The organism is Gordonia sp. KTR9, from assembly GCF_000143885.2.
Taxonomy (GTDB): Bacteria; Actinomycetota; Actinomycetes; order Mycobacteriales; family Mycobacteriaceae; genus Gordonia.
The window spans coordinates 841439-863913 of record NC_018581.1; the positions used below are offsets into that span (position 1 = coordinate 841439).

Below are 22475 nucleotides of genomic sequence, written 5' to 3' on the forward strand. Positions count from 1 at the left end.
CGCAGACCCCGCGGCCCGGGGCCGGACGGGAGGTCCCTGCCGCCCCGCGTGGACACCTCACCCTCTAGGGTCGAGTCCATGCGTCCTGAACTGCAGTCCTACCGGCATCTGGCGTCGGGGAAGGTCCGCGAGATCTACGAGATCGACGCCGACACCCTGCTGCTGGTGGCGTCCGACCGGATCTCGGCCTACGACCACGTCCTCAGTCCCGCGATCCCCGACAAGGGACGCATATTGACGGCGATGAGCTTCTACTGGTTCGACGAGCTCGGGGTGCCCAACCACCTGGCCGGCGGGCCGACCGACGACCGTATCCCGGCACGTGTGCTGGGCCGGTCGATGGTGGTCCGCCGACTGCCCATGGTGCAGGTCGAATGCGTCGCCCGCGGCTACCTGACCGGCTCGGGCCTGCTCGACTACCAGGCGACCGGAGCGGTGTGCGGCGTCGAACTGCCGGCAGGTCTGGCGGAGGCGAGCAAGCTGCCCGAACCGATCTTCACCCCGGCCACCAAGGCGGAGCAGGGTGAGCACGACGAGAACATCAGTTTCGAGCGGGTCGTCGAGCAGGAGGGGCAGGAGCTGGCGCAGGCGTTGCGGTCGGCCACACTCGACATCTACGCACGCGGCGCGGCGGTCGCCGCCGAGCGCGGAATCATCCTCGCCGACACCAAGTTCGAGTTCGGCCGCGGGGCCGACGGGGAACTCGTCCTGGCCGACGAGGTGCTCACCCCCGACTCGTCGCGGTACTGGGAGGCCGCCACCTACGAGCCGGGCAAGGTGCAGCCGAGCTTCGACAAGCAGATCGTGCGGAATTGGCTCACGAGTGCGGAATCCGGTTGGGACAGAGCGTCCGACGAGGCGCCGCCGGAGCTGCCCGACGACGTCGTCGACCGCACGCGCCAGCGTTACATTGATGCCTACGAGTGGATCTCGCAGAAGTCCTTTGCCGACTGGCCCGACGCGGAGGTGGTCTCGTGACCGAGGAGAAGACCGTGGCCGTCCACGACGCGACCCCGCCGGTCGCCAAGAAGGTGCCGACCGAGCGCACCCACCACGGCGACACCTTCGTCGACGATTACGAATGGTTGCGCGACAAGGACGATCCAGAGGTGATCGCCTACCTCGAGGCGCAGAACGCCTTCACCGAATCGCACACGGCCCAGCTGGCGGACCTGCGCGCGCAGATCTTCGACGAGATCAAGAGTCGTACCAAGGAAACCGACATGTCGGTGCCCAACCGGCGCGGCCGGTACTGGTACTACGGGCGCACCCATGAGGGCAAGCAGTATTCGACGTCCTGCCGCTGTCCGATCCGGTCCGACGACGACTGGACCCCGCCGGAGGTCGGCGACGACCCGCTGCCCGGCGAGGAGATCCTGCTCGACGCCAATGTCGAGGCCGAGGGCCATGACTTCTTCAGCCTCGGGGCGCTGACCGTCAGCGACGACGGGAACTGGCTGGCCTACAGCATCGACGTCGTCGGAGACGAGCGATACACCCTGCGCGTCAAGGACCTTCGCAGTGGCGAGCTTCTCCCCGACGAGGTGCGCGACACGTCGGGGGGCGCGGTCTGGTCGGCGGACGCCCGGCACGTCTTCTACTCGACGGTCGATGCCGCGTGGCGTCCGGACACGGTGTGGCGCCACGACATCGGCGCCGGCTCGGCCGATGTGAAGGTCTTCCACGAGCCCGACGAGCGGTTCTGGGTCGGGATGGGCACCACGCGAAGTGACAAATACCTGGTCATCGGTGTCGGTTCCAAGATCACCTCGGAGAGCTATCTGCTCGCCGCCGACGACCCGACCGGTGAGTTCCGCAGTGTCGCACCGCGAGTCGACGGAGTCGAGTACAGCGTCGAACATGCGGTCATCGACGGCGAGGACTACCTCGTCATCGTGCACAACGATGTCCGGGACGGGCAGAAGGCGGAGAACTTCGCCATCGACCTCGCACCCGTCGACGATCCGCCCGCACGCCGGGAACTCATCGCGCACGACCCGCAGCGCCGGATCGAGGATCTCGACGCCTTCGCCGACTACCTGGTCCTGTCCTACCGCCGGGATGCACTGCCGCGGCTCGCGATCGCCGATCTCCGCCAGATCGACGGCATCCCGTCCGAGTCGGACTTCGCCGAGGTCACCTTCGATCAGGAGCTGAGTTCGGCGGGCCTCGGGGCCAACCCGGAATGGAGTGCCCCCAAGCTCCGCATCGGGTACGGCAGCTTCATCGAGCCGGCCGAACTGTTCGAGCTCGACGTCGCCTCCGGCGAGCGGACCCTGCTCAAGCGGCAGCCGGTCCTGGGCGGCTACGACCCGGCCGACTACGTGCAGTCCCGGGAGTGGGCCGTCGCCGAGGACGGCACCCGCATCCCGCTGTCGGTGGTGCGCCGCAAGGAGACCGACGCCGCCAAGCCCGCCCCGCTGCTGCTGTACGGCTACGGCTCCTACGAGGCGAGCATCGACCCATACTTCTCGGTGGCGCGACTGTCGATGCTCGACCGCGGCATGGTGTTCGTCCTGGCCCACATCCGCGGCGGCGGCGAGATGGGTCGCCACTGGTACGAGAACGGCAAGGAACTCAGCAAGCGCAACACCTTCACCGACTTCGTCGCGGCGGCCCGTCATCTCGTCGACACCGGTTGGACGACACCGCAGCAGATGGTCGCCGAGGGCGGGTCCGCGGGCGGACTGCTGATGGGTGCGGTCGCGAACCTGGCGCCCGAGTTGTTCAACGGGATTCTGGCGTCGGTGCCGTTCGTCGACGCCCTGAACTCGATCCTCGATCCGTCCCTGCCCCTCACGGTGATCGAGTGGGACGAGTGGGGTGACCCGTTGCACGACCCGAAGGTCTACGAGTACATGAAGACCTACACGCCCTATGAGAACGTCGAGGCGAAGCCGTACCCGCCCATTCTCGCGCAGACGTCGCTGAACGACACCCGGGTGTTGTTCACCGAGGCGGCGAAATGGGTTGCGCGGCTTCAGGAGAAGTCCACATCCGACAACCCGGTCCTGCTCAAGACCGAGATGTCGGCCGGTCACGGCGGCGTCAGTGGGCGCTACAAGCAGTGGGAAGAAGTGGCGTTCGAGCTGGCGTGGATCCTCCAGCAGTCCGGCGCACTCGGCCGCACCGCCGGTTGAGTCCCCCTCCCGCTGGTTGAGTTCCCCTCCCGCTGGTTGAGTTCCCCTCCCGCTGGTTGAGTTCCCCTCCCGCTGGTTGAGCTTGTCGAAACGACGAAGCCCCGTTCGACCGAGTCGAACGGGGCTTCGTCGTGTGGTCTCGACAGGCTCGACCAGCAGGGCCGTCGAGCTCGACCAGCAGGGCCGTCAGTGCATCATGATCGGACCGCGGTCCACGTCCTCTTCGGTGAGCGGTGAAGCGATCTTCTTGCGCGGCAGGAAGAACGCCGGGATCAAGGTGAGCACGATCAGGACCACCGAGATGGTGAACGTGTTGGAGAACACGTCCGCGGCGGTCTCGAAGAACGACTCCGGCAACGGATCCGGTGCGCCCGGCGGGAGCGGTGCGTCGGAGGTGTTCGCCATGATCGCGAGACCGGCTTCGGGCCTGCTCGCCAGGCTCGCGGCCAGGATCACCGAGATCACCGCGGTGCCGATGGACGTCGCGGACTGCTGGATCACGTTGAGCAGCGTCGACCCGTCGGGCACCTGCTTGTTGCTCAGGGTTGCCAGCGCCGCGGACATGATCGGCATCATCGTCATGCCCATTCCGAGACCCTGGACGAACAGGGAACCGCAGATCAGCCAGTAGGAGGTGTCGGCGCCGAGGAACATGAACGTGCTGAGTCCCAACACGATCAACACGATGCCGACGAGCACGAACTTGCCCGGACCCATCTTGTCGGTGAGTCGTCCCGCGATGGGCATGGTCAGCATCGCTCCGATGCCCTGCGGCGCGAGCAGCAGGCCCGCGGTCAGCGTGGACTCGCCGCGCACGCCGATGAAGTACTGCGGGAACAGCAGCGCCGCACCGAAGAACGCGACCATGAACAGCACCATCGTGATGACCGAGACACTCAGCGTCCGATTGGCGAAGAGGCGCAGGTCGAGCAGCGGGTTCTTCTTCTTCAGGGCATGGACGATGAAGGCGACGATCAGAATCGCGCCGACGATCATCGGGATCAGAACCGTTCCGGACATGAAGGTGCGGTGCTCGGCACTCGAGGAGATGCCGAACAGGAACAGTGCCAGGCCAGGCGACAGCAGCAACAGGCCGACGACATCGAAGGAGGGCCGACTGGTCTCGGCGTCGTCACGCAGCACGATCCATGAGTAGACGAGCGCGACGATGCCGATGGGGACGTTGATCAGGAAGATCCAGTGCCAGCTGAGCTGCTCGATGAGGACGCCGCCGAGGATCGGACCCGAGATCGGACCGAGGAGCATCGGGATACCGAGAACGGCCATCACCGAGCCGACACGCTCGGGGCCGGCTGCCTTGGTCAGCATCATCATGCCGACGGGCATCAGCATGCCGCCGCCGAGTCCCTGGATCACGCGGAACGCCACAAGCATCCCGATGTTCGGGGCGAGTGCGCACAGCACGGAGCCGAGCGTGAACAGCACCAGCGAGACGAGATAGACCCGTTTGGTGCCGAAACGCGATGCGGCCCAACTCGACAGGGGGATCACCGCCGCCAGCGCCAGTGTGTAGCCGGTCGCGGTCCAGGCGGCTCCCGCCGCATCGGTGTTGAACTCCTGCTGAAAGGTGTTCTGCGCGACGGCCACCACGGTGACGTCGAGGATCGACATGATCGCGCCGAGCACGACCACGCCGGCGACCAACAGGACATGTCGGTCCAGCTTGGTGTCCGGTGGGCCCTCGTGCAGGTGACCACCTGTGGATGAAGTCATTCGGGTGTTCCTATCGGTCGGACGTGAGATGAGCATGCGGGGTCACCCGCGGCAGATCGTCTGTCGGGCTCGATCGACCCCTGCAGGTCGGGCGAGGCGGTCAGGGATTCAGAGGAGGTGGGCGTGGGGGTGAGGTGTCATGAGACCTGCCGTCCGTCGGAGGGAAGACAGAAGTGGTCGACGGCATCGTCGACGATCGGTCGCAAGGCGGCGCAGAGGTTGTCCCGCATGTCCGCCGGCAGGTTGGCGACGAAGTGCTGGATGGTCCCGCGCTTCACGGCCAGGTGCGTCTCCAGGTAGCGCCGTCCCGCATCGGTGAGGGAGATGCGCTTGACCCGCCGGTCGGTGGGGTCCTCGCGTCGGTCGACCAGGTCGCAGCTCACCAGCCTGTCCACGGTGCGGCCCGCGGCCGCGAGAGACAGCTGCACCTGATCGGCGATGGCGTTCACCGGCATCGGTCCGGTCTGGCAAGCCAGCGCGGAGAGGATCCGGAGCTGGGAGAACGTGATGTCGGTGGCTGCCAGACTCTCGAGCGCGTCGGGACGGCCCAGATCGATCAGCCGCTCCAGGAACGTGTTCAGTGTGGTCGAGGCAGCATCGACCGACTGATCGACATCGCTGCGGTGACTGCACTCTCCGGACACCCGAAGATACTAACTCCGATGCAACTATTGCAGAAACGCAATTATCGGTGACCTTGCCCATACCCCGGCCGGCTCTGTGACCCACGTCTCCGGGGGGCCGTGCCGCCCGGCGTCTAATCTGGCGTTCATGGCCAACATCAAGGACATCCCGGTTTCTGCACTCGACGGTTCGGACGTCTCGCTGAACGACTTCGGCGGACCGCTTCTCGTGGTGAACGTCGCCAGCAAGTGCGGTCTCACGCCGCAGTACGCCGGCCTGGAGGAGCTCGCCAAGACATACGGGGACAAAGGGCTCACCGTCGTCGGAGTGCCGTGCAACCAGTTCATGGGGCAGGAGCCGGGTACTGCCGAGGAGATCGCGACCTTCTGCTCGGCGACCTACGGTGTGACCTTCCCGCTGCTCGAGAAGACCGACGTCAACGGCGACGGTCGCCACCCGCTGTACGCCGAACTCACCCAACACGCCGACGCCGACGGCGAAGCGGGCGACATCCAGTGGAACTTCGAGAAGTTTCTCGTCAACGCCGACGGCGAGGTCGTCAACCGCTTCCGTCCGCGCACCGAGCCGACCGACCCGACGGTCATCGCCGCCATCGAATCCGTGCTCTGAGGCGATTTGGCGCACCCGGTAAGCTGACCGGCGTGAACTGATCGGGGACACACACCGATCAGGCGACAACCGACCAGCAGACATTGAGGAGCGGTCCATGGCGCGAGTGGTGGTCGACGTGATGCCCAAAGCCGAGATTCTCGACCCCCAGGGCCAGGCCATCGTCGGCGCCCTGGGCCGGCTCGGGTTCAGCGGAATCGGCGACGTCCGGCAGGGCAAGCGTTTCGAGCTCGAGGTCGACGACACGGTCGACGACACGACCCTCGAGCGCATCGCCGAAGAACTCCTGACCAACACCGTCATCGAGAACTTCAACGTCTCGCGCGTCGCGGAGTAGAGAGCAGCACATGACAGCACGTATCGGGGTCATCACCTTCCCCGGCACCCTCGACGACGTCGACGCCGCCCGCGCGGTCCGGCTCGCGGGCGCCGAGCCGGTCGCACTGTGGCACGGCGACGCCGACCTCAAGGGTGTCGACGCCATCATCGTGCCCGGCGGGTTCTCCTATGGCGACTACCTGCGGGCCGGTGCCATCGCCCGTTTCGCGCCGGTCATGGGATCGGTCGTCGAGGCCGCGGGCAAGGGGATGCCGATCCTCGGCATCTGCAACGGTTTTCAGGTCCTCTGTGAGGCCGGACTGCTCCCGGGCGCCCTGACCCGCAACGAGGGCCTGCACTTCATCTGCCGGGACGAGTGGCTGCGTGTCGAGTCGAACACCACGGCGTGGACGACCCGGTTCGAGCAGGGCGCGGAGATCCTGATCCCCCTCAAGTCCGGTGAAGGACGTTATGTGGCGTCGGAGCGCAAGCTCGAGGAACTCGAGGGTGAGGGGCTCGTGGTGTTCCGATTCCCCGAGCGGAACCCCAACGGTTCGTCGCTCGACATCGCCGGGATCTCCAGCCCCGACGGGCGGATCGTCGGCCTGATGCCGCACCCCGAGCACGCCACGGAGCCGCTCACCGGCCCCAGTGACGACGGCCTCGGACTGTTCTACTCGGCGATCGACTCGGTTCTCGCCTCCGCGTGAGAGCAGGCACGCCGATGAGTGCGTCCGCCAGGATCCCGACCAGTGCGACCGCGCGCGGGCTCGGCGAGTTCGTCGACGCGTCGCCGTCGCCGTTCCACGTCTGTGCGACGGTGGCACGTGAACTCGAAAACGCCGGGTACACGCGACTTTTCGAGGACCAGGAGTGGCCCGGAGGTGACCTCGACGCGCCGTCGGCGCGGCACTACGTGATCCGCGGCGGCTCGATCATCGCCTGGGAGACAGGGCCGTCGGGTGCCTTCCGAATCGTCGGCGGGCACACCGACAGTCCCAACCTGCGGCTCAAGCAGCATCCGGACCGCTCGTCGGCCGGAGTCGCGATGGTCGCGCTCGAACCCTACGGCGGTGCGTGGCTCAACTCCTGGCTCGATCGCGACCTCGGCCTCTCCGGCCGTCTCGCGTACCGGTCGGGAAACTCGGTGGCGCACACGCTGGTCCATGTCACCGAGCCGGTGGTGCGGGTGCCCCAGCTCGCGATCCATCTGTCCGAGGACCGGAAGGGCGTCTCGCTCGACCCGCAACGGCACGTCAACGCCGTGTGGGGGATCGGTGACGAGGTTCCCGATGTCCTGGGTTGGGTGTCGGAGTATGCGGGGATCGATCCGGACGCGGTCCTCGGCTGGGAGCTCATGACCCACGACGTCGCACCGTCGGCGATCATCGGTGCCGACGGAAATCTGCTCAGCGCACCCCGTTTGGACAACCAGGGCACCTGTTACACGGGTTTGCGCGCATTGCTCGACGCCGGGTCGTCGAATCACACGAAGATGCTGGTCCTGTTCGACCACGAGGAGGTCGGCAGCGGTTCCGAGCGCGGTGCCGCCTCGGACTTCCTGGGCTCGGTCTGCGAACGAATCGTCTTGGCGCGAGGCGGATCACGCGCGGACTTCCTGCGGGCGATGGCCGCGAGTGTGTGCCTGTCGGGCGACATGGCCCATGCGACCCACCCGAACTATCCCGAACGGCACGAACCCGGCCACCGCATCTCGATCGGCGGCGGCCCGGTGCTCAAGGTGAACCAGAACCTGCGCTACGCGTCGGATGCGGTGGGAGAGGCCGTCTTCGCGCTCGCATGCGACGCCGCGGGCGTCCCGATGCAGCGGTACGTCCATCGGGCAGATCTGCCGTGCGGGTCGACGATCGGACCGATCACGGCATCGCGCACGGGTCTCACGACGATCGACGTCGGCGCGCCACAGCTGGCAATGCACTCCGCACGCGAGCTCATGGGTGCCGACGACGTGCCGATGTATTCGGCTGCGCTACAGGCGTTCCTGACGCAAGGCTGAGGGGTCGTACTCCCCCCGAGGCGCGATGGGCCCGCCCCATGCTCCTCAGTATATGCGGCCTGGCGGCCGTCGTAGACTCCGAAAGAACCTTGGTGAGCGTCCGAATTCTCTGCTCCCTGAGCCTGGATCCGTGGATGGTTATCCGGGGGGTGTGGTTGGTGATGGCTGAGTGTCTGGTTGTGGTGTGGGCGTCGGGTATTCGCTGACCTTGTGTCAGCTTTTTCACTGGGGTTCCTGGTCGTGGTTGGGCAGTGTGGAGTGTGTGTGTCAGGTGGTGTTTATTGCGGTCCACAACGCGGTGAAGGCGTGTTGTGCTGGCCAGTGGCGGGGTAGGTGCAGGACGGGTGTTCGTGCTGGTCGGGCCAGTCGGGCGGGCACGGCGATGAGTGTTCGGCGCAGCGTCGCCCCGCGTGCGGCGCGCAGTGCCGGTGCTGCGCTGAGCGCGGCGAGGGCGCGCAGGAGGTTGTGACTGATGGCGGCCAGGGCCAGCCAGGCTGCGTTGGCACCGAACACTCCGGAGGGTAGATGTGCCAGCGGTCCGTCGATGAGGTCGGCGAACACGGTCTCGATGATGGCGTGGCCTCGGTGGTTGATGTCGGCGGTGACGGTGTCGTCGGTGGTGTTGGTGAAGAATGCGTGGTACCGCCAGGCGGGCATCAGGGTGTCGGTGTTGGCGGGGTGGTGGGCTTTGACGCGGCGCACGATGAGTCGGGCGGTGATCGGGTGAGGCGACTGGGGTTTCACGGTGTAGGTGGTTTCGGCGACTTCGGCATCGGAGATCAGTTCGCCGGTGTCGGGGTCGGTGACCGCGCCGGGATAGTGCACCGGTGTCCAGGCATCGTCTTTGATGGCCGTGATCGCGCGGGTGATAGCGGTGTTGGTCCGCAGGACCAGCGAGAACGTGGCTCCTGCACGCTCGCAGGTCGCCATCACCTCGGCCGAGCCGTAGGCCGAATCCCCGCGTACCGTGATCTCGCCGGCGGCTCCGGCGCGGCGTGCGGTGGTGATGGTTTCGGCGATCATTTTTGCTGCCCCGGCACCGGAGGCGGCGCGCCCTGCGCGCAGCCACGCGTTGGCGATCACAGGTGGATGACCGGGCGCGCAGACGGTGGCGATCAGTGGTGACAGGCCCCGGCGGAGGAGTTCACGTCCGGCGATCTTGGCGTGGCCGTAGGAGCCGCCCTGTTTCTGATAGCCGTAGACCGGGCGCAGCAGCGAGTCGATATCGACAAACACTCGGGCGCCGTCGGTGGGTAACAACCCTGCCCGCGCGCACATCGCCGGTAAGGTCCGGGTCATCACGGCGTTGAGTTGTCGGACATGACCGGTGGTGAACTCGCGCAGGGTCTGTCCGATCGTGGCCGGGGCGTACACGCGGTCGAACAGGCGGGTGTGCCCACCGGCGCGGACGAGGTTGAGGTCGTCGATACTGTCGGCGCCGCAACAGAATCCGGCGATCACGGTCAACAGCTTCGCGTCGAGGTTGGCCCCGGCTGAGGCGACTTGGGTGGTGCCCAAATCGACTCGCTCGGCCAGCTGGGAGGCCAACCCCGTCGAGTGGGCCAGTCGCATCACCGGTACTAGCCCGGCATGCGACACCAGGTTGTCGTCATCGAAGACAGCGGACTCGGTAGTGAACCTATGCGATACTTTCACTGAAAGTGCCTTTTGACTGGGTTGTTTTGTTGTCTCAACACCACCAATCATCCCAGTTCAAAGGGCATTTTCTTGTCATCGACACCCTAAACACATCCACGGATCCAGGCTGAGGTGCGAGCGAAGCGAGCCACGAAGGGCATCGCAAGGCAACTCGCCGGACCCTTCGTGGCTCGTCGCTTGCGCTCCTCGCACCTCAGGGGGCAGAGGTGGGGGGTCGTCGCTTGCGCTCCTCGCACCTCAGGGACCAGGGGTTATGCGGTTCTTTCGGATAAGGGAGCTGGTGGCGCTCGCGAGCTCGCTCCTCATGGAGCGGAATTCTCTCGCGGTCCGCGGGGCCCGCCGGGCCGCAGATGGTGAGGCGGCACAAAGCTGCGTTTCGTAACCGACAGACTTCAACTCGACTCCCAGACTTCGATCGAAGTCCATCGGTCGAGTTGACGTCTGTCGGTCACGAGCCCGAGCGCCGAGCCCTGCGCATCGTCGGCGTCGACCCTGGTCATTGCTGTGCGTGACTCCGCGGGCCGCTCTGTCCCAACTCCGGAACCGCCGATCTTCCAGTCCTTCCGGACCAGGTGCGAGGAGAGCGCGATCAGTACTCGCGGGCGAAACCGAGGACTTTGTCCACGTAGTCCATCGAGTTGTTGTACCGCAGCACCGCGGTCACCAGCGAGGACGAGTCCCGCAGGTCGAGGTCTTCGTCGCACAGGTAGTTCGCGGTGGTCAGCGCGGCGTCGAAGATGTTCTGCGGGTCGGACTTTCCGTCGCGATTGCCGTCGGCGGCGTACATCTTCCATGTCGACGGCAGGAACTGCATCGGGCCGACCGCGCGGTCGTAGACCGGGTCGCCGTCGAGTTGGCCGCCGTCGGTGTCACCGATGACCTGGTTGCCGGCGAGGGACCCGTCGAGGCGCGGACCGAAGATCGCACTGCGCAGCACGCCGTCGGGGTTCACGTTGCCCTGATCGGCGTGATGGGACTCGACGCGACCGATTCCGGCGATGACCTTCCAGTCGATGCCGCAGCGCGGGTGGGTGCTCGTGACGGCCTTGGCGGCCGAGGAGTACGCGTCGTAGTTGGTGACCGGGACCGCGCCGGTCGTGACGCTCGCCGGGCGGACCGGCGGCGGTGGGGGCGTCGGCGCGATCGGGTGGGCCCGGACGGCAGGCGTCACGGCGGGTGGTGTGGTGGTGGCCTCGGTCGCGGACTGGGGCGACTGGGGCGCCGACACAGGCGTCGGGGCCAGTGTCTGACCGGAGAGCTCGGCTCCGGCCGTGGCCGCGCCGGCCAGTACGCCGACCGGCAGGAGGGCGGTGGCCCACAGCGGTGTGCGGGACCTCTTCCGTGGCTTGGAGTGCTTACCCAAAACTGATCGACCTCGCGTGTACATCTCGTGGTTCGTGCTTGCGGAACCGAGCCGACCGTACACGCGGCCGTGAGCAAAGCGTTATCTTGTCGTAACCGAATCAGGTCTGTACGGGACGACGTTTTCGTGTTTTTGCAGGTGAGGCCCGAAGCTCGAACGCGCCTGTGAAACGGCCCACACGATGGTTGATGGCGGGACGATCGGGGCAGCGGCCGGGGTCAGTTCGGGCGCAGCATCGACAGGGTGCTGCCCTCGCTGACGACGATGTATCCGTCGACCACCCGGACGAGACCGGGGGAGGACAGACCGCGTTCCCACGCCGCGGTGTTGCCCGGGGTGAGTCCGGTCAGCAGCCCCTGATTGACAAGGACCATGGTGGTGCCGCTGGACCCGACACACCGCGGATTGGCGAGGATCGGTTGCTGCGGACCGGGCGGGGGCCCGCTGCCGACGTGTGCGCCGTCGGCGAGCGCGTACGTCGTCCGTGAACCATCGAGGCGGCCGAAGTTGACGAGGGAGCCACAGGCGACGGCATTGGCCTTGGACAGTTCGCCGTCGCGGATCTGCCACAGCGCCCCCGCTTGCGCGGGATCGCGGACCTCGTACTGTCCCTCGGCGGCGAACACCCGGTTCGCGGCGTTCAGGACGGGCAGGGTCGACGGTCCCGGCAGCACGCGCAGGCCGTCGGCCTCCGCGACCGGATCGGCGTCGACCCGCCCGTTGACGGTGGCGTAGGTGACTACCTTCTCCTCGCCGTAGGCCTGGTGGTCGACGGTCACTCCGGTCGGGTAGAGCTTGATCGCGCACTGGTCGCAACCGATGCGGTCCTCCCCGGTCGCCGGGTTGACCAGGTGCTGGCTGGCATCGGCGGTCTTGATGACGACGATGTCGCCGGAGACGTCGATGCCGACGACCGGTGCCGCGAAGGTCCGTGCCCAGATGTTGTTGCCGGCCGGCGTGTTCAGCGTGACCTGGTGCCCGACCCGGTTGACGCGCAGGAAGTCGGTGCCGAGACCCTCGACCGCCTTGGTGTCCAGATACTCCGCGGTGCGGGTCGGGACCCCGTCGTCGTCGACGAGGTAGAAACCGTCGTCGAGCGGGGTGCCCAGCTGTACCGCGCAACCGACCTGGCCCGCCTCGTTGACCGCGCAGTCGCCCTGCCCCGCGTTGATGGGGCTGTCCCACAGCAGTTTTCCGGTACGCCGGTCCACCATCACGAACGAGCGTCCCAATCCGGACGGATACGTGATGAGCCAACCCTCGTCGGAGGTGTCGGCGACCTCGATGGTGACCTCACCGACGTAGTCGGGCAGGTCCTCCTGGCCGACGATCGTCCAGGCGGTCCCCGGCTCACGTTCGTATCCGCGCAGCTCGCCGTAGGCGTACTCACCGTCGTCGGTCCGGGCGTCACCGCTCGCGAGCACCACGCCACCGGTCACGACCAGCGCGGCGCACAGGACGAAGACGATGGTCCCGATGCCGAACGGCAGACGCGCGGACAGGGCCCGGACGCGAGGGCGAGAGGACATGGGTAAGAGTCAACCATGACGGCGGTGGCCGCTACGGAGTCGGGATCCGGACGGCGGAGCAGGAAATCCGCCGGTCGGGTCACGGTTTTCGCCTCGCGAGATGCTGAACTGTTCCCATGGACCTGCTGCGCGAGGTGTTGGTGACCCTGACGATCGTGACCACCGGGCTCAGCGCCGGTGTGCTGGCGGGATTCGGCTACGCCGTGATCCCGGGTCTGACCCGGGCCGGCGCCGACGTCGCGGTCGCGGCCATGCAACGGATGAACAGCGCCATCCTCAACCCGCTCTTCGCGGTGATCTTCGGCGGCGGTCTGCTGTTCGGCGCGCTGACCGTCTGGCTCGGTTGGGGTTCGGGTCTCCGGTGGTGGGCCTTCGCCGCAACGGTCCTCACCGCGCTCGGCATCGTGATCACGATGGTCGTCAACGTCCCCGCCAACGACCGCCTCGACGCCGCGGGCGATGTCCGCGGAGACGAGGCGGAGAGGGTCTGGTCGCGGTTCACCGCCGTCTGGGTGCCGTGGAACGTCGTGCGCTCCCTGCTGACCGCCGCAGCGATGGTGGTGCTGATCGTCGGGCTGTTGGTGGGCTGATGCCGTGTTGCTTCCTGCGCGTGCGGGTGGGTGTTCAGAACAACTGACCGAGGTAGAACTGCCCGCCCTGGTCGTCGGCGCATCGCGCGGAGACGCCGTACGGGGCGGTGCTCGGTTCCTCCAGTACCGTCCCGCCCGCGGCGCGGACGCGCTCGACCGCGGCGACGACGTCGTCGGTCGTCCACATCGGCACGGCGACCGGGCGGTCCGCGCCGCCCGCGAGACCGATCTGCGGTCGGGAGTCGTCGACCTCCCAGCCGTCGTCGACGCGACCGCCGTGGAACGTCCAGCCGAGCACCGAACCGTAGAATTCGCGGAACCGTCCGCTGTCGGGCGTCAGCACCGTCAGGTAGGTCATGGCTCCGGGTGCGCGCGGGTGCGCCTCCGGCCGGGTGTCCTCCGGGTCGGAGGCGAAGACCGCGAATCGGACGCCCTGATCATCGACGGCGTCGACGACGCGGTGTCCGTCGGGACTGGAACCGAACGTCCCCTGTCCGCCGGCCGCGACGATGCGCTCGTGGGCGGCCTCGAGGTCGTCGACGGCGTACGCGCAGAACATCGTCGGGGCGCCCGGGGTCTCGAAGATGCCGAGGCGATGACCGACGTTGACGACGCGCCGTCCCTGTGAGTCGAACTCCCAGCCGAGGACGTCGCCGTAGAAGCGTCGGGCACGGGCGGCGTCGGGCGTGTTCAGGGACATGAAGCCCACGTCGCCCTGGCGGATCACCGCGGGGGTCGTGGTCTTCGACGGCCCGCTCAGCATCCAGCGGTGCCCGAACGGGTCGACGACGACCGCGGTGCGGGTGCCGTGGGCTTCGTACGGCTCGCGGGTCACCGCGGCTCCGGCGCGGGCGGCGCTCGAGACCGCATCGTCGGTGTCGTCGACGGCGACCATCAGGCTGACCGAGACCTGCCCGGGGGCGGGCGCGCGGAGTCCGAGATCGGGGAATTCGGCGGCGAGATAGACCGCGCCGCCGCCCAATTCGAGTTCGGCGTGGCCGATCACGCCGTCGGCCATGACGATCGGTTCGCCGCGCAAACGTGCGCCGAACGCGTCGACGTACCAGTCGATCGCGGCCTGCGGTTCGGCCACGACGAGATACGGGAGGGCGCCGGGGCGTTCCACCACCGGTTCTCCTCGGGAGGGCGCAGCGGACGGGGCGGTCTCCGATGCATCGAGTTGTGTAGCGGTGGCCATGACGACTCCTTCGGGTAGGTTCGCGCCGCGCTCGAGGCGATCACGCAGCGCGGCGGCGAAATCGCGGTCGGGACGAACGGGATCGTCGAAGCCCGGCGTGTGCGCCGCGTTCAGGACGTGGAGCGGATCTCGCGTCGCGTCGAAGCGCGAGCTGTTCCGGGTACTCATGCGTGACCTCCTCTCCCGCTGGGCTGGGGTTGTGTTTCGGGGTAGGCGGCACGGAACGCGCGCTTGGCCCTGGTGAGAAGTGCCTCGGTCGCGCCGACCGTGCGGCCCAGGATCTCCGCGCACTCGCCGACGGGGAGATCGTCGACGTAGCGCAGCGTCAGCACCGAACGGTGGACCGGCGACAGCTGGCCCAGGGTGTGATGGGCGACCATCCGGTCGAGTTCGGTGTCCCACGGATCGTTGCCGCGGTCGGGTGGATTCTCGACGGGCTCCGGGGTGCGCTGTGCGCGTCGCCAGTGATCGGCGAGCTTGTGCCGGGCGATCCCGATCAGCCACCCGGTGGTCGGTTCGGTGTCGCGTCGTCGTCGGACGGAGTCCATCGCGGCCAGGAAGGTCTCCGAGGTGACGTCCTCGGCGGTGCGACGATCCGGGCAGCGGCGCACGACGAAGCCGTACACCTCTGGCAGTGCCTGGTCATAGACTGCCAGCAATCCCTCTGGTCCCCGGGTCGAAGAAACCGGTTGGTCGCTGCTCACACCTTCATCGTCGTGGCTGGACGCGTCAATCCGACGGGTGTGGAGGAAATTTCCTTCGCGGGACGGACAGTCAGGGCGACGTGAGGTCCCCGACGGTGAGCTCGACGATCTGGTCGGCCACGGCCCGCGGCTGGTCGAGCGACACGAAGGTCCGTGCGTCGGGGACCTCGACGAACCGCGCCCCGCCCGGGAAGGCAGCGGCCAGCCGGCGTCCGTGCGCCGGGGTGAAGCATCGGTCGTCGCGTCCCCAGACCAGGCGGACCGGAAGGTCGACACCGGACATCCGTGGGGTGATCGTCGCCAGTTCGGCCGGACTGATGCCTCGGAGGAACGCGATGAAGTCGTCGCGGATGCGCGCATCGGTCTGCAGAGGCTCGAAGACCGAGCCGGTGAGTTCGGGGTCCGGGTCGTTGAGCAGCAGGCCGACCCCGAGTGCGGAATGGCGCAGTGCGCGCAGTCGCATCGCCTCGGCCAGAGGCTTCAGCAGCCAACGGTGCTTCATCAGTGCGAAGTACAGTCGGAACGGCTGGGGTGGGAACAGATCGAACGCATCGCAGTTGGTGAACACCAACCGGCTGACGAATCGCGGGTCGTCGTCGAGCGCGAACTGGGTGATGGCGCCGCCGGAGTCGTTGGCCACGAGTGTCGCGGCGGACAGGCCGAACCGGTCGACGAACTCACGCAGGAGCCGGCCCATCCCGCGCGGCGAGCGGTCCGCCCCGGGCCCGAGCGGAATGCGATGGGAGCCCAGGGGCATGAGCGGGACCAGGCACCTGAACCCGCGTTCGGCGAGCAGGAGTGCGGTCGGTTCCCACAGGCGATGGTCGACGACGGCGCCGTGGACGAAGACGATCGGCGGATGCGCGGACTCCGCGGGCCCGTATGTGGCGTACTCGAGGACGCCGGAGGGCAGTTCGACGCTCGGAAGTGTGGTGGGTGGGGGTGTGGCCGCCTGCGGTGCAGTTGCCATGGTGAGACCCGCTTCTCGTAGACTCGGATAACTTACGAACACTGAGTATGAAAGTTACGTGCAAGCTGTATGAAAGTCAATCGTCGTACCCAGGCGGAGCGGACCGCGGCCACCCGCGCGGCGCTGATCGCCGCCGGACGCAAGCTCTTCGGTGAGCGCGGTTTCGCCGACGTGGGCACCCAGGAAATCGTCGCCGAGGCGGGTGTCACGCGCGGTGCGCTCTATCACCAGTTCGACGACAAGAAGGGGCTCTTCGTCGCCGTCTACGACGACGTGGAGCAGTCGATCGTCGCGCAGATCGCCGCGGACGTCGGCGAACGGGCCGGTGACGATCCGCTCGCCGCCCTGAAGTCGGGCATGCGCCTCTTCCTGCGGCTGTGTACCGAGCCGGAAGTGCACCGCATCACTCTGGTCGAGGCGCCGTCGGTGCTGGGTTGGAGCGAATGGCGTGCTCGCGGTGAAGAATTCGGCTTCGCACTCGTCGAGGGTCTGATCGCGGCGGCGATCGCGACGGGGCAGGCGGTCGAGCAGCCCACCCGCCCGCTGGCCCATGTCGCGATCGGCGCCCTCGACGAGGCGGCGCTCTACGTCGCCGCCGCCGACGATCGCGAGGCCGCCACCGATCAGGTGGCCGCCGTCCTCGAGCGGATCGTCGACTCCTTCGCGACCTAGTTCTGCGTCAGTTGTCCGCGCGCACCAGCTCGGCGCAGCGCTCGCCGACGAGCATGACGGTGAGGTTCGGGTTCACCGTGGTGTGCTCGGGAAACACCGACGCGTCGGCCACGCGCAGGCCCGCAACGCCTTTCACGCGCAGCTCGGGGTCCAGCGGCGACAGCTCGTCGTCGGGCGGGCCCATCCGCACGGTGCCCACCGGGTGGTAGACGGTGTTGTGCGTCCGGGTGATGTAGTCGGCCAGTTCGGCGTCGCTCGTCGTGGCGGGACCGGGATACAGTTCGCGCGCGATCCACGACGCCAACGGTTCGGCCGCGGCGATCTCGCGGGCCGTCCGCAGGCCGGCGATCATGATCCGCATGTCGTAGCCCTCGACGTCGGTGAAGTACCGGGGGTCCACCCGCGGCTTGTCGCGAAAGTCGCGGGAGCGCAACGCAACCGTGCCCCGTGACCGGGCGTGCGTCACGTTCGGCGTCAGACAGAAGGTGTTGTCACTGGTCGGGTAGCCCTGCCGAAGTGTGTGCATGTCGAAGGGCACACTGCCGTAGTGCATCATCAGGTCCGGCCGGGTCAGGCCCTCGTCGATGGTGGTGAAGACGCCCGCCTCCCACCACTGGGTCGACTCGCGTGTCATGGGCTTCGTGGTCTCGAACCCGATGACCCCCTCGGGATGGTCCTGGAGGTGTTCACCGACCCCCGGTGCGTCGACGAGAGCCTCGATCTCGTGCTCGCGCAGGTCGTCGGCCGGCCCGATTCCGGAGAGCATCAGCAACTTCGGAGAATCGATCGCGCCCGTCGAGACGATGACCTCACCCCGGGCCTCGATCCGTGTGGTGCGACCGAAGGCGTTGTCGGTGATGTCCACGCCCACGGCGCGCAGCTCGCCGTCGACCCTCTCGATGACCACGCGCTTGGCCCATGATCCGGTACGGACGGTGAGATTCGGGCGGTCGAGGTGCGGATGCAGATAGCTCACCGACGACGAGGCGCGCACTCCGTCGGGCCGTCGGTTGATCTGGAAGAAGTTGGCGCCGTTGACGATCGTGGTGTCGCTGTTGAACTCGACACGGGGGATGCCGACCGACTCGCACGCATCGAGCAGGGCGAGGGCGCACGGGTCCTTCGGCGGCACGCTCATGACGTGGACGGGTCCGCTGCGACCGTGGTGTGCGCCCGGCGCGTCGTTGGTCTCGATCTGCGGATAGAGCCGGTACAGCTCCGCCGAACCCCACCCGGCGCAACCGAAGTCGCGTTCCCAGGAGTCGAGGTCTTCCCGCGGGGCCCAGAAGGCGATGCAGCTGTTGTGCGAACTGCACCCGCCGAGGACCTTGGCACGGGCGTGCCGCATGAAGTCGTTGCCGTTCTCCTGCGGCTCGATGGGGTAGTCCCAGTCGTAACCGGATTCGAGGAGATCCATCCATCGGTCGAGTCGCAGGATCGCGTCGTCGCCGACATCGGAGGGGCCCGCCTCCAGCAGGCACACCGAGATCGATGGGTCCTCCGACAGCCGCGACGCGATCACGGCACCCGCCGAGCCGCCGCCGACGACCACGTGGTCGTAGGTCTCGCTCATCGCCGATCCCCTCGGTCGCCCGACCGGTCCGCGAACCAGCCGGTGACACCCGGTCTGAGGTTCTCGTAGACATGCTTGGCCTCGCGGTACTCCGCCAGCCCCGACGGCCCGAGTTCCCGACCGAAACCGGACTGGCCGTACCCGCCCCACTCGGCTTCGGGCAGATACGGTCCGAAGTCGTTGACCCACACCGTTCCGGCGCGGATCCGTCCGGCGATGCGACGGGCGCGCGCCGCATCGGCCGACCAGACCGCCCCGGCCAATCCGTAGACGGTGTCGTTGGCCAGCGTCACCGCCTCGTCCTCGGTGGTGAAGGTCTCCACGGTGACGGTGGGCCCGAACGCCTCGTCGTGCACGCAGGCCATCGACCGGTCGGCGTGATCGATCACGGTGGGCAGATAGAACCACCCGTCGTCGAGGCGGCCCGATCCCGCATCGCCCGTCGCGAAGGCGCCGCCGGTACGGATGACGGCACCGTCCGCCCGGGCCTGCTCGACGTAGGCGTGCACCTTGTCGCGGTGTGCCGCCGAGATGAGCGGACCGGTCTCGGTGCCCTCGGAGTAGGGGAGGCCGAGACGGATTCGCTCCGCACGGTGGACGAGTTCGTCGACGAAGCGGTCGTGTGCGGACTCCTCGACGATGAGCCGTGCGCCCGCCGAACACACCTGCCCGGAGTGCAGGAATGCGGCGTTGAGCGCGTTGTCGACCGCGGTGGCGAGCAACTCGTCGGTGGCGCAGGCGTCGGCGAATACCACGTTCGGGTTCTTGCCCCCGAGTTCGAGTGCGACCTTCTTCACCGTCGCCGACGCCTCGCGGGCGATGATCCGGCCGGTCACGAGTCCGCCGGTGAACGAGACCAGGTCGACGTCGGGATGCGAGGACAGGGGCGCCCCGGCCACGGCCCCCGCGCCCAGGACGAGGTTGCCGACGCCTGCCGGGAGACCGACCTGCTCGAGGACCTGCATCAGCAGGATCGAGGTGTGTGGGGTCAGTTCGGCGGGCTTGAGGACGAAGGTGTTTCCCGCCGCGAGTGCCGGCGCGACCTTCCAGGCCGCCTGCAGCAGGGGATAGTTCCACGGTGTGATCAGCCCGCAGACGCCGACCGGTTCGTAGACGATGCGGGAATCGGCGTCGGGGGAGCCGGTGTCGACCACGCGGCCGGCATCGGTCGCCGCGAGTTTGCCGAAATACCGGAAGCAGTGGGCGATGTCGGCCATGTCGAGGTCGGACTCGTACGGCCGCTTACCCGTGTCGAGGGTCTCGGCCCGGACGAATTCGTCTCTGCGCTCGTCGATCTGATTCGCGACGCGGAGGAGGAGGTCCCCACGCTCGGCGGCGGGTGTGGCGCTCCACTCGCCGGCGTCGAACGCGCGTCGTGCCGCCGCGATCGCCGCCTCGGTGTCGGCCGCGCCGGCCTCGGACACCGTGCCGACGACCGAGTTGTCTGCGGGACAGCGGATCTCACGGGTCTCGCCGGAGACAGCCGATTGCCACCGGCCGTCGATGTAGAGGGTCTCGCTCATCGAGCCGGTGCTCCTTCGGAACTGCTGTCGGGGATGTCCGTGTCGCTGTCGGGCACGGTACCCTCGCCGGCGCCCGGATCGGGCTCGGGGTCGTGGTGATCACCGGCGGCATCCCGCAGGTGCAGGTATCCGAGATGGCGTTCGTACTGGTCGAGTATGTCGCCGATGATCTGGTCGCGGGTGTACCCGGTCAGCGAGTAACCCTGCGACCCCTCGGTGAGGTACACCTCGCAACGGAAGTAGCGATCGTCGGAACGCTGCGTCCGGACCGCGTAGGTGGGGGTCGGGGCCGAGACCGGCCACACGCAGTACTCGAAGCGGGGGACCTCGGCGAGTTCGACGACCAGGTGCGGAGACGGCAGACCCTCGTTCTCGGCCGACTCGTCGACGGTCGCGGTGACCCCCTCGCGACCGAACTGTTCGGCGACCTCGGTCATCGCCGGTACGACGTTGGCGCCGATGAACTTTCGGGTGGCGGCCGGGCCGGGGAAGCGAAGGGTCCCGATGAGTCGTTGCCGCCAGCTGCCGTGTTCGGTGGGGCCGCGCCCGACGGCGATCACCTTCGGCAGGGTCGTCCGGAAGCTGTCGAGTTTGACCGATTCGCTGCGGACGGCACGCAGCAGGGAGATGCCGATCAGCCCGAGGACGAAGGAGAACGGCAGGCCCATGATCACGGTCGCGGCCTGCAGGGTCAGGATGGACCCGTCACCGCCGCCGGCGAACAGCATCGACAGGGTCAGCAGACCGATCGCCACCGACCAGAAGACGCGCAACGGGCGCGCGCAGTCGGCCATCGGGTCGTCGAGGCGACTGGTGAAATTGCCCATCACGAGCGAGCCGGAGTCGGCGCTGGTCACGTAGAAGAGCAGGCCGGTGATCGTCGCGATGCCGATGAGCAACGTCGAACCGGGGTATTGCTCGAGCAGCGAATAGAACCCGGCTTCGGGTGTGGAGGCGGTCGTCTCGGCGAAGTCTGCATCGCCGCGCGCCACCTGCAAGGCGCTGTTGCCGAAGATCGAGATCCACACCAGGATGAAGCTGAACGGGACCACCAGGACCCCGAAGATGAACTGGCGCAACGTGCGTCCGCGTGAGATGCGGGCCAGGAAGAGTCCGACGAACGGCGCCCAGGCCACCCACCAGGCCCAGAAGAAGAGGGTCCAGCCGTCGACGAAGGCGCGGGCGTCGTTGCCGGGCGGCGGATTCACCTGATCCCAGGCGAAGGTGTCGAGGGTCCGGTCGGCGAAGGTGGACACGTAGTCGCCTGCGTTCTGGACGAGCCCGTTGAGCAAGAAGTCCGCATCCTTGGCCACCGTGATGTAGACGAGCATGCAGATCGCCAGGATCACGTTGATCTCGGAGAGGCGGCGGATGCCCTTGTCCACGCCGGAGGTCGCCGACGCCGTCGCGATCACCACCGCCAGCACGATGAGACCGATCTGGGCCGCCTTGCCCTGCTCGATCCCGAAGATCTCGTTGAGCCCGAAGTTGAGCTGGACGACCCCGATACCCAAGGACGTCGCGATACCGAAGATGGTGCCGAGCACGGCCGCGACGTCGATCGCGTCGCCCCAGCGGCCTTCGACACGTCTGCCGAAGACCGGGTACAGGGCCGCCCGGATCGTCAGCGGGAGGTTGTGCCGGAAGGCGAAGTAGGCGAGCGCGCCACCCATGAGCGCATACATCGCCCAACCGGTGACCCCGTAGTGGAACACCGTCCACGTGACCGCCTCCCGCGCCGCCGAGTTGGTCTCGGCGAGCCCGGTCGGGGGGTTGAGGTAGTGGGTCACGGGTTCGGCGACGGAGAAGAACATCAGATCGATGCCGATCCCCGCGGCGAACAGCATCGAGGTCCAGGTGAACAGGCTGTACTCCGGGCGTGACTCCTCCGGCCCCAGCCGGTAGCGCCCGTACTTGCTGAGGCCGAGGAACACCACGAGTCCGACGATGGCGGTGGCGAGGACGAAATACCACCAGCCGAACCACCGGGTGATGAAGTCGCGCACGTCGTTGATCGTCGACTCGGCCGCCGCAGGTGCCGCCAGCGCCCAGACGGCGAAGGCCACCACGATGACGCCCGAGGCGATGAAGACCGTCAGATTGACCCGGTGTGACCGGGGCCGGGCGGCGTCGTGGGTCATGGGCTACGACGCTAATCCGATCACCGGTGAAGCGCGCGGTGTGCGCGAAACGCGCGGCGGGCACACCGATGAGTTCGGGTCCGGCGACCG

General features: G+C 67.7%; 19 protein-coding genes. 8 read left to right on the forward strand and 11 right to left on the reverse strand.

Annotated features, from left to right (window positions below; translation table 11 throughout):
- Nucleotides 1-78: 78 nt before the first annotated feature.
- Together KTR9_RS04600 and KTR9_RS04605 are read left to right on the forward strand one after the other, a co-directional pair.
- Nucleotides 79-978 carry a phosphoribosylaminoimidazolesuccinocarboxamide synthase gene (locus tag KTR9_RS04600; protein WP_044505874.1) on the forward strand — a complete coding sequence of 300 codons (900 nt, stop codon included), beginning with the start codon at nucleotides 79-81 and terminating at the stop codon, nucleotides 976-978.
- Nucleotides 975-3140: a S9 family peptidase gene (locus KTR9_RS04605; RefSeq protein WP_044505876.1), complete on the forward strand. Its 2166-nt coding sequence runs from the start codon at nucleotides 975-977 to the stop codon at nucleotides 3138-3140. The genes KTR9_RS04600 and KTR9_RS04605 overlap by 4 nt, the downstream gene beginning before the upstream one ends.
- A 186-nt stretch (nucleotides 3141-3326) precedes the next feature.
- On the opposite strand, the gene KTR9_RS04610 is transcribed toward KTR9_RS04605, so the two are convergent.
- Nucleotides 3327-4874 carry a DHA2 family efflux MFS transporter permease subunit gene (locus tag KTR9_RS04610; protein ID WP_014925431.1) on the reverse strand — a complete coding sequence of 516 codons (1548 nt, stop codon included), beginning with the start codon at nucleotides 4872-4874 and terminating at the stop codon, nucleotides 3327-3329.
- A 137-nt stretch (nucleotides 4875-5011) separates the two neighbouring features.
- Nucleotides 5012-5518 carry a MarR family winged helix-turn-helix transcriptional regulator gene (locus KTR9_RS04615; protein WP_014925432.1) on the reverse strand — a complete coding sequence of 169 codons (507 nt, stop codon included), beginning with the start codon at nucleotides 5516-5518 and terminating at the stop codon, nucleotides 5012-5014.
- A 127-nt stretch (nucleotides 5519-5645) separates the two neighbouring features.
- Between KTR9_RS04615 and KTR9_RS04620 the strand changes: the two genes are divergently transcribed.
- From KTR9_RS04620 to KTR9_RS04635, 4 genes are all read left to right on the forward strand, one after another.
- On the forward strand, nucleotides 5646-6128 hold the full coding sequence (locus KTR9_RS04620; RefSeq protein WP_010844200.1) for a glutathione peroxidase: 483 nt from the start codon (nucleotides 5646-5648) through the stop codon (nucleotides 6126-6128).
- Nucleotides 6129-6225: 97 nt separating this feature from the next.
- Complete coding sequence (purS, locus tag KTR9_RS04625; protein ID WP_010844201.1) at nucleotides 6226-6465, forward strand: phosphoribosylformylglycinamidine synthase subunit PurS; 240 nt, start codon at nucleotides 6226-6228, stop codon at nucleotides 6463-6465.
- Nucleotides 6466-6475: 10 nt separating this feature from the next.
- A complete protein-coding gene (gene purQ, locus KTR9_RS04630) occupies nucleotides 6476-7156 on the forward strand; it encodes a phosphoribosylformylglycinamidine synthase subunit PurQ (RefSeq protein WP_010844202.1) in 681 nt (226 codons plus the stop codon).
- Nucleotides 7157-7170: 14 nt separating this feature from the next.
- Nucleotides 7171-8463: a M18 family aminopeptidase gene (locus KTR9_RS04635; RefSeq protein WP_014925433.1), complete on the forward strand. Its 1293-nt coding sequence runs from the start codon at nucleotides 7171-7173 to the stop codon at nucleotides 8461-8463.
- Between the two features lie 267 nt (nucleotides 8464-8730).
- On the opposite strand, the gene KTR9_RS04640 is transcribed toward KTR9_RS04635, so the two are convergent.
- The 3 genes from KTR9_RS04640 to KTR9_RS04650 form a co-directional block, all read right to left on the reverse strand.
- On the reverse strand, nucleotides 8731-10119 hold the full coding sequence (locus tag KTR9_RS04640) for an IS1380 family transposase (protein ID WP_014926849.1): 1389 nt from the start codon (nucleotides 10117-10119) through the stop codon (nucleotides 8731-8733).
- A 592-nt stretch (nucleotides 10120-10711) separates the two neighbouring features.
- Complete coding sequence (locus tag KTR9_RS04645; RefSeq protein ID WP_010844204.1) at nucleotides 10712-11485, reverse strand: lytic transglycosylase domain-containing protein; 774 nt, start codon at nucleotides 11483-11485, stop codon at nucleotides 10712-10714.
- A 218-nt stretch (nucleotides 11486-11703) separates the two neighbouring features.
- Nucleotides 11704-13014, reverse strand: a complete 1311-nt coding sequence (locus tag KTR9_RS04650; RefSeq protein ID WP_044505879.1) for a PQQ-binding-like beta-propeller repeat protein — start codon at nucleotides 13012-13014, stop codon at nucleotides 11704-11706.
- Between the two features lie 116 nt (nucleotides 13015-13130).
- On the opposite strand from KTR9_RS04650, the gene KTR9_RS04655 reads away from it, so the two are divergent.
- Complete coding sequence (locus KTR9_RS04655) at nucleotides 13131-13604, forward strand: anthrone oxygenase family protein (RefSeq protein WP_014925437.1); 474 nt, start codon at nucleotides 13131-13133, stop codon at nucleotides 13602-13604.
- 34 nt (nucleotides 13605-13638) lie between these two features.
- On the opposite strand, the gene KTR9_RS04660 is transcribed toward KTR9_RS04655, so the two are convergent.
- The 3 genes from KTR9_RS04660 to KTR9_RS04670 form a co-directional block, all read right to left on the reverse strand.
- Nucleotides 13639-14970, reverse strand: a complete 1332-nt coding sequence (locus KTR9_RS04660) for a VOC family protein (RefSeq protein WP_014925438.1) — start codon at nucleotides 14968-14970, stop codon at nucleotides 13639-13641.
- The gene (locus KTR9_RS04665; RefSeq protein WP_014925439.1) at nucleotides 14967-15461 is read right to left on the reverse strand and encodes an RNA polymerase sigma factor; all 495 of its coding nucleotides are present in this window, start codon (nucleotides 15459-15461) and stop codon (nucleotides 14967-14969) included. Before KTR9_RS04665 ends, KTR9_RS04660 begins: the two co-directional genes overlap by 4 nt.
- Nucleotides 15462-15576: 115 nt before the next feature.
- Nucleotides 15577-16476 (reverse strand): alpha/beta fold hydrolase, encoded by a 900-nt coding sequence (locus KTR9_RS04670; protein WP_014925440.1) that lies wholly within the window; start codon nucleotides 16474-16476, stop codon nucleotides 15577-15579.
- Nucleotides 16477-16545: 69 nt separating this feature from the next.
- On the opposite strand from KTR9_RS04670, the gene KTR9_RS04675 reads away from it, so the two are divergent.
- Entirely contained in the window at nucleotides 16546-17148 is a 603-nt protein-coding gene (locus tag KTR9_RS04675; RefSeq protein ID WP_014925441.1) for a TetR/AcrR family transcriptional regulator, read from the forward strand.
- A 7-nt stretch (nucleotides 17149-17155) separates the two neighbouring features.
- Here KTR9_RS04675 and KTR9_RS04680 read toward each other — a convergent pair whose 3' ends face one another.
- From KTR9_RS04680 to betT, 3 genes are read right to left on the reverse strand one after another with little or no spacing between them, the layout of a single operon-like run.
- Nucleotides 17156-18721, reverse strand: coding sequence for a GMC family oxidoreductase (locus tag KTR9_RS04680; RefSeq protein WP_014925442.1), 1566 nt, complete (start codon nucleotides 18719-18721; stop codon nucleotides 17156-17158).
- Entirely contained in the window at nucleotides 18718-20244 is a 1527-nt protein-coding gene (locus KTR9_RS04685; protein WP_014925443.1) for an aldehyde dehydrogenase family protein, read from the reverse strand. Before KTR9_RS04685 ends, KTR9_RS04680 begins: the two co-directional genes overlap by 4 nt.
- Nucleotides 20241-22385, reverse strand: a complete 2145-nt coding sequence (gene betT / locus KTR9_RS04690; protein WP_014925444.1) for a choline BCCT transporter BetT — start codon at nucleotides 22383-22385, stop codon at nucleotides 20241-20243. Before betT ends, KTR9_RS04685 begins: the two co-directional genes overlap by 4 nt.
- Between the last annotated feature and the right edge of the window lie 90 nt (nucleotides 22386-22475).

Excerpts from the sequence above, each read along its gene's own strand:
- KTR9_RS04600 (WP_044505874.1), top strand. The coding sequence starts at position 79 with ATGCGTCCTGAACTGCAGTCCTACCGGCATCTGGCGTCGGGGAAGGTC.
- KTR9_RS04610 (WP_014925431.1), bottom strand. The coding sequence starts at position 4,874 with ATGACTTCATCCACAGGTGGTCACCTGCACGAGGGCCCACCGGACACC.
- KTR9_RS04620 (WP_010844200.1), top strand. The coding sequence starts at position 5,646 with ATGGCCAACATCAAGGACATCCCGGTTTCTGCACTCGACGGTTCGGAC.
- purS (WP_010844201.1), top strand. The coding sequence starts at position 6,226 with ATGGCGCGAGTGGTGGTCGACGTGATGCCCAAAGCCGAGATTCTCGAC.
- purQ (WP_010844202.1), top strand. The coding sequence starts at position 6,476 with ATGACAGCACGTATCGGGGTCATCACCTTCCCCGGCACCCTCGACGAC.
- KTR9_RS04635 (WP_014925433.1), top strand. The coding sequence starts at position 7,171 with ATGAGTGCGTCCGCCAGGATCCCGACCAGTGCGACCGCGCGCGGGCTC.
- KTR9_RS04650 (WP_044505879.1), bottom strand. The coding sequence starts at position 13,014 with ATGTCCTCTCGCCCTCGCGTCCGGGCCCTGTCCGCGCGTCTGCCGTTC.
- KTR9_RS04655 (WP_014925437.1), top strand. The coding sequence starts at position 13,131 with ATGGACCTGCTGCGCGAGGTGTTGGTGACCCTGACGATCGTGACCACC.
- KTR9_RS04660 (WP_014925438.1), bottom strand. The coding sequence starts at position 14,970 with ATGAGTACCCGGAACAGCTCGCGCTTCGACGCGACGCGAGATCCGCTC.
- KTR9_RS04670 (WP_014925440.1), bottom strand. The coding sequence starts at position 16,476 with ATGGCAACTGCACCGCAGGCGGCCACACCCCCACCCACCACACTTCCG.
- KTR9_RS04675 (WP_014925441.1), top strand. The coding sequence starts at position 16,546 with ATGAAAGTCAATCGTCGTACCCAGGCGGAGCGGACCGCGGCCACCCGC.
- KTR9_RS04680 (WP_014925442.1), bottom strand. The coding sequence starts at position 18,721 with ATGAGCGAGACCTACGACCACGTGGTCGTCGGCGGCGGCTCGGCGGGT.
- KTR9_RS04685 (WP_014925443.1), bottom strand. The coding sequence starts at position 20,244 with ATGAGCGAGACCCTCTACATCGACGGCCGGTGGCAATCGGCTGTCTCC.
- betT (WP_014925444.1), bottom strand. The coding sequence starts at position 22,385 with ATGACCCACGACGCCGCCCGGCCCCGGTCACACCGGGTCAATCTGACG.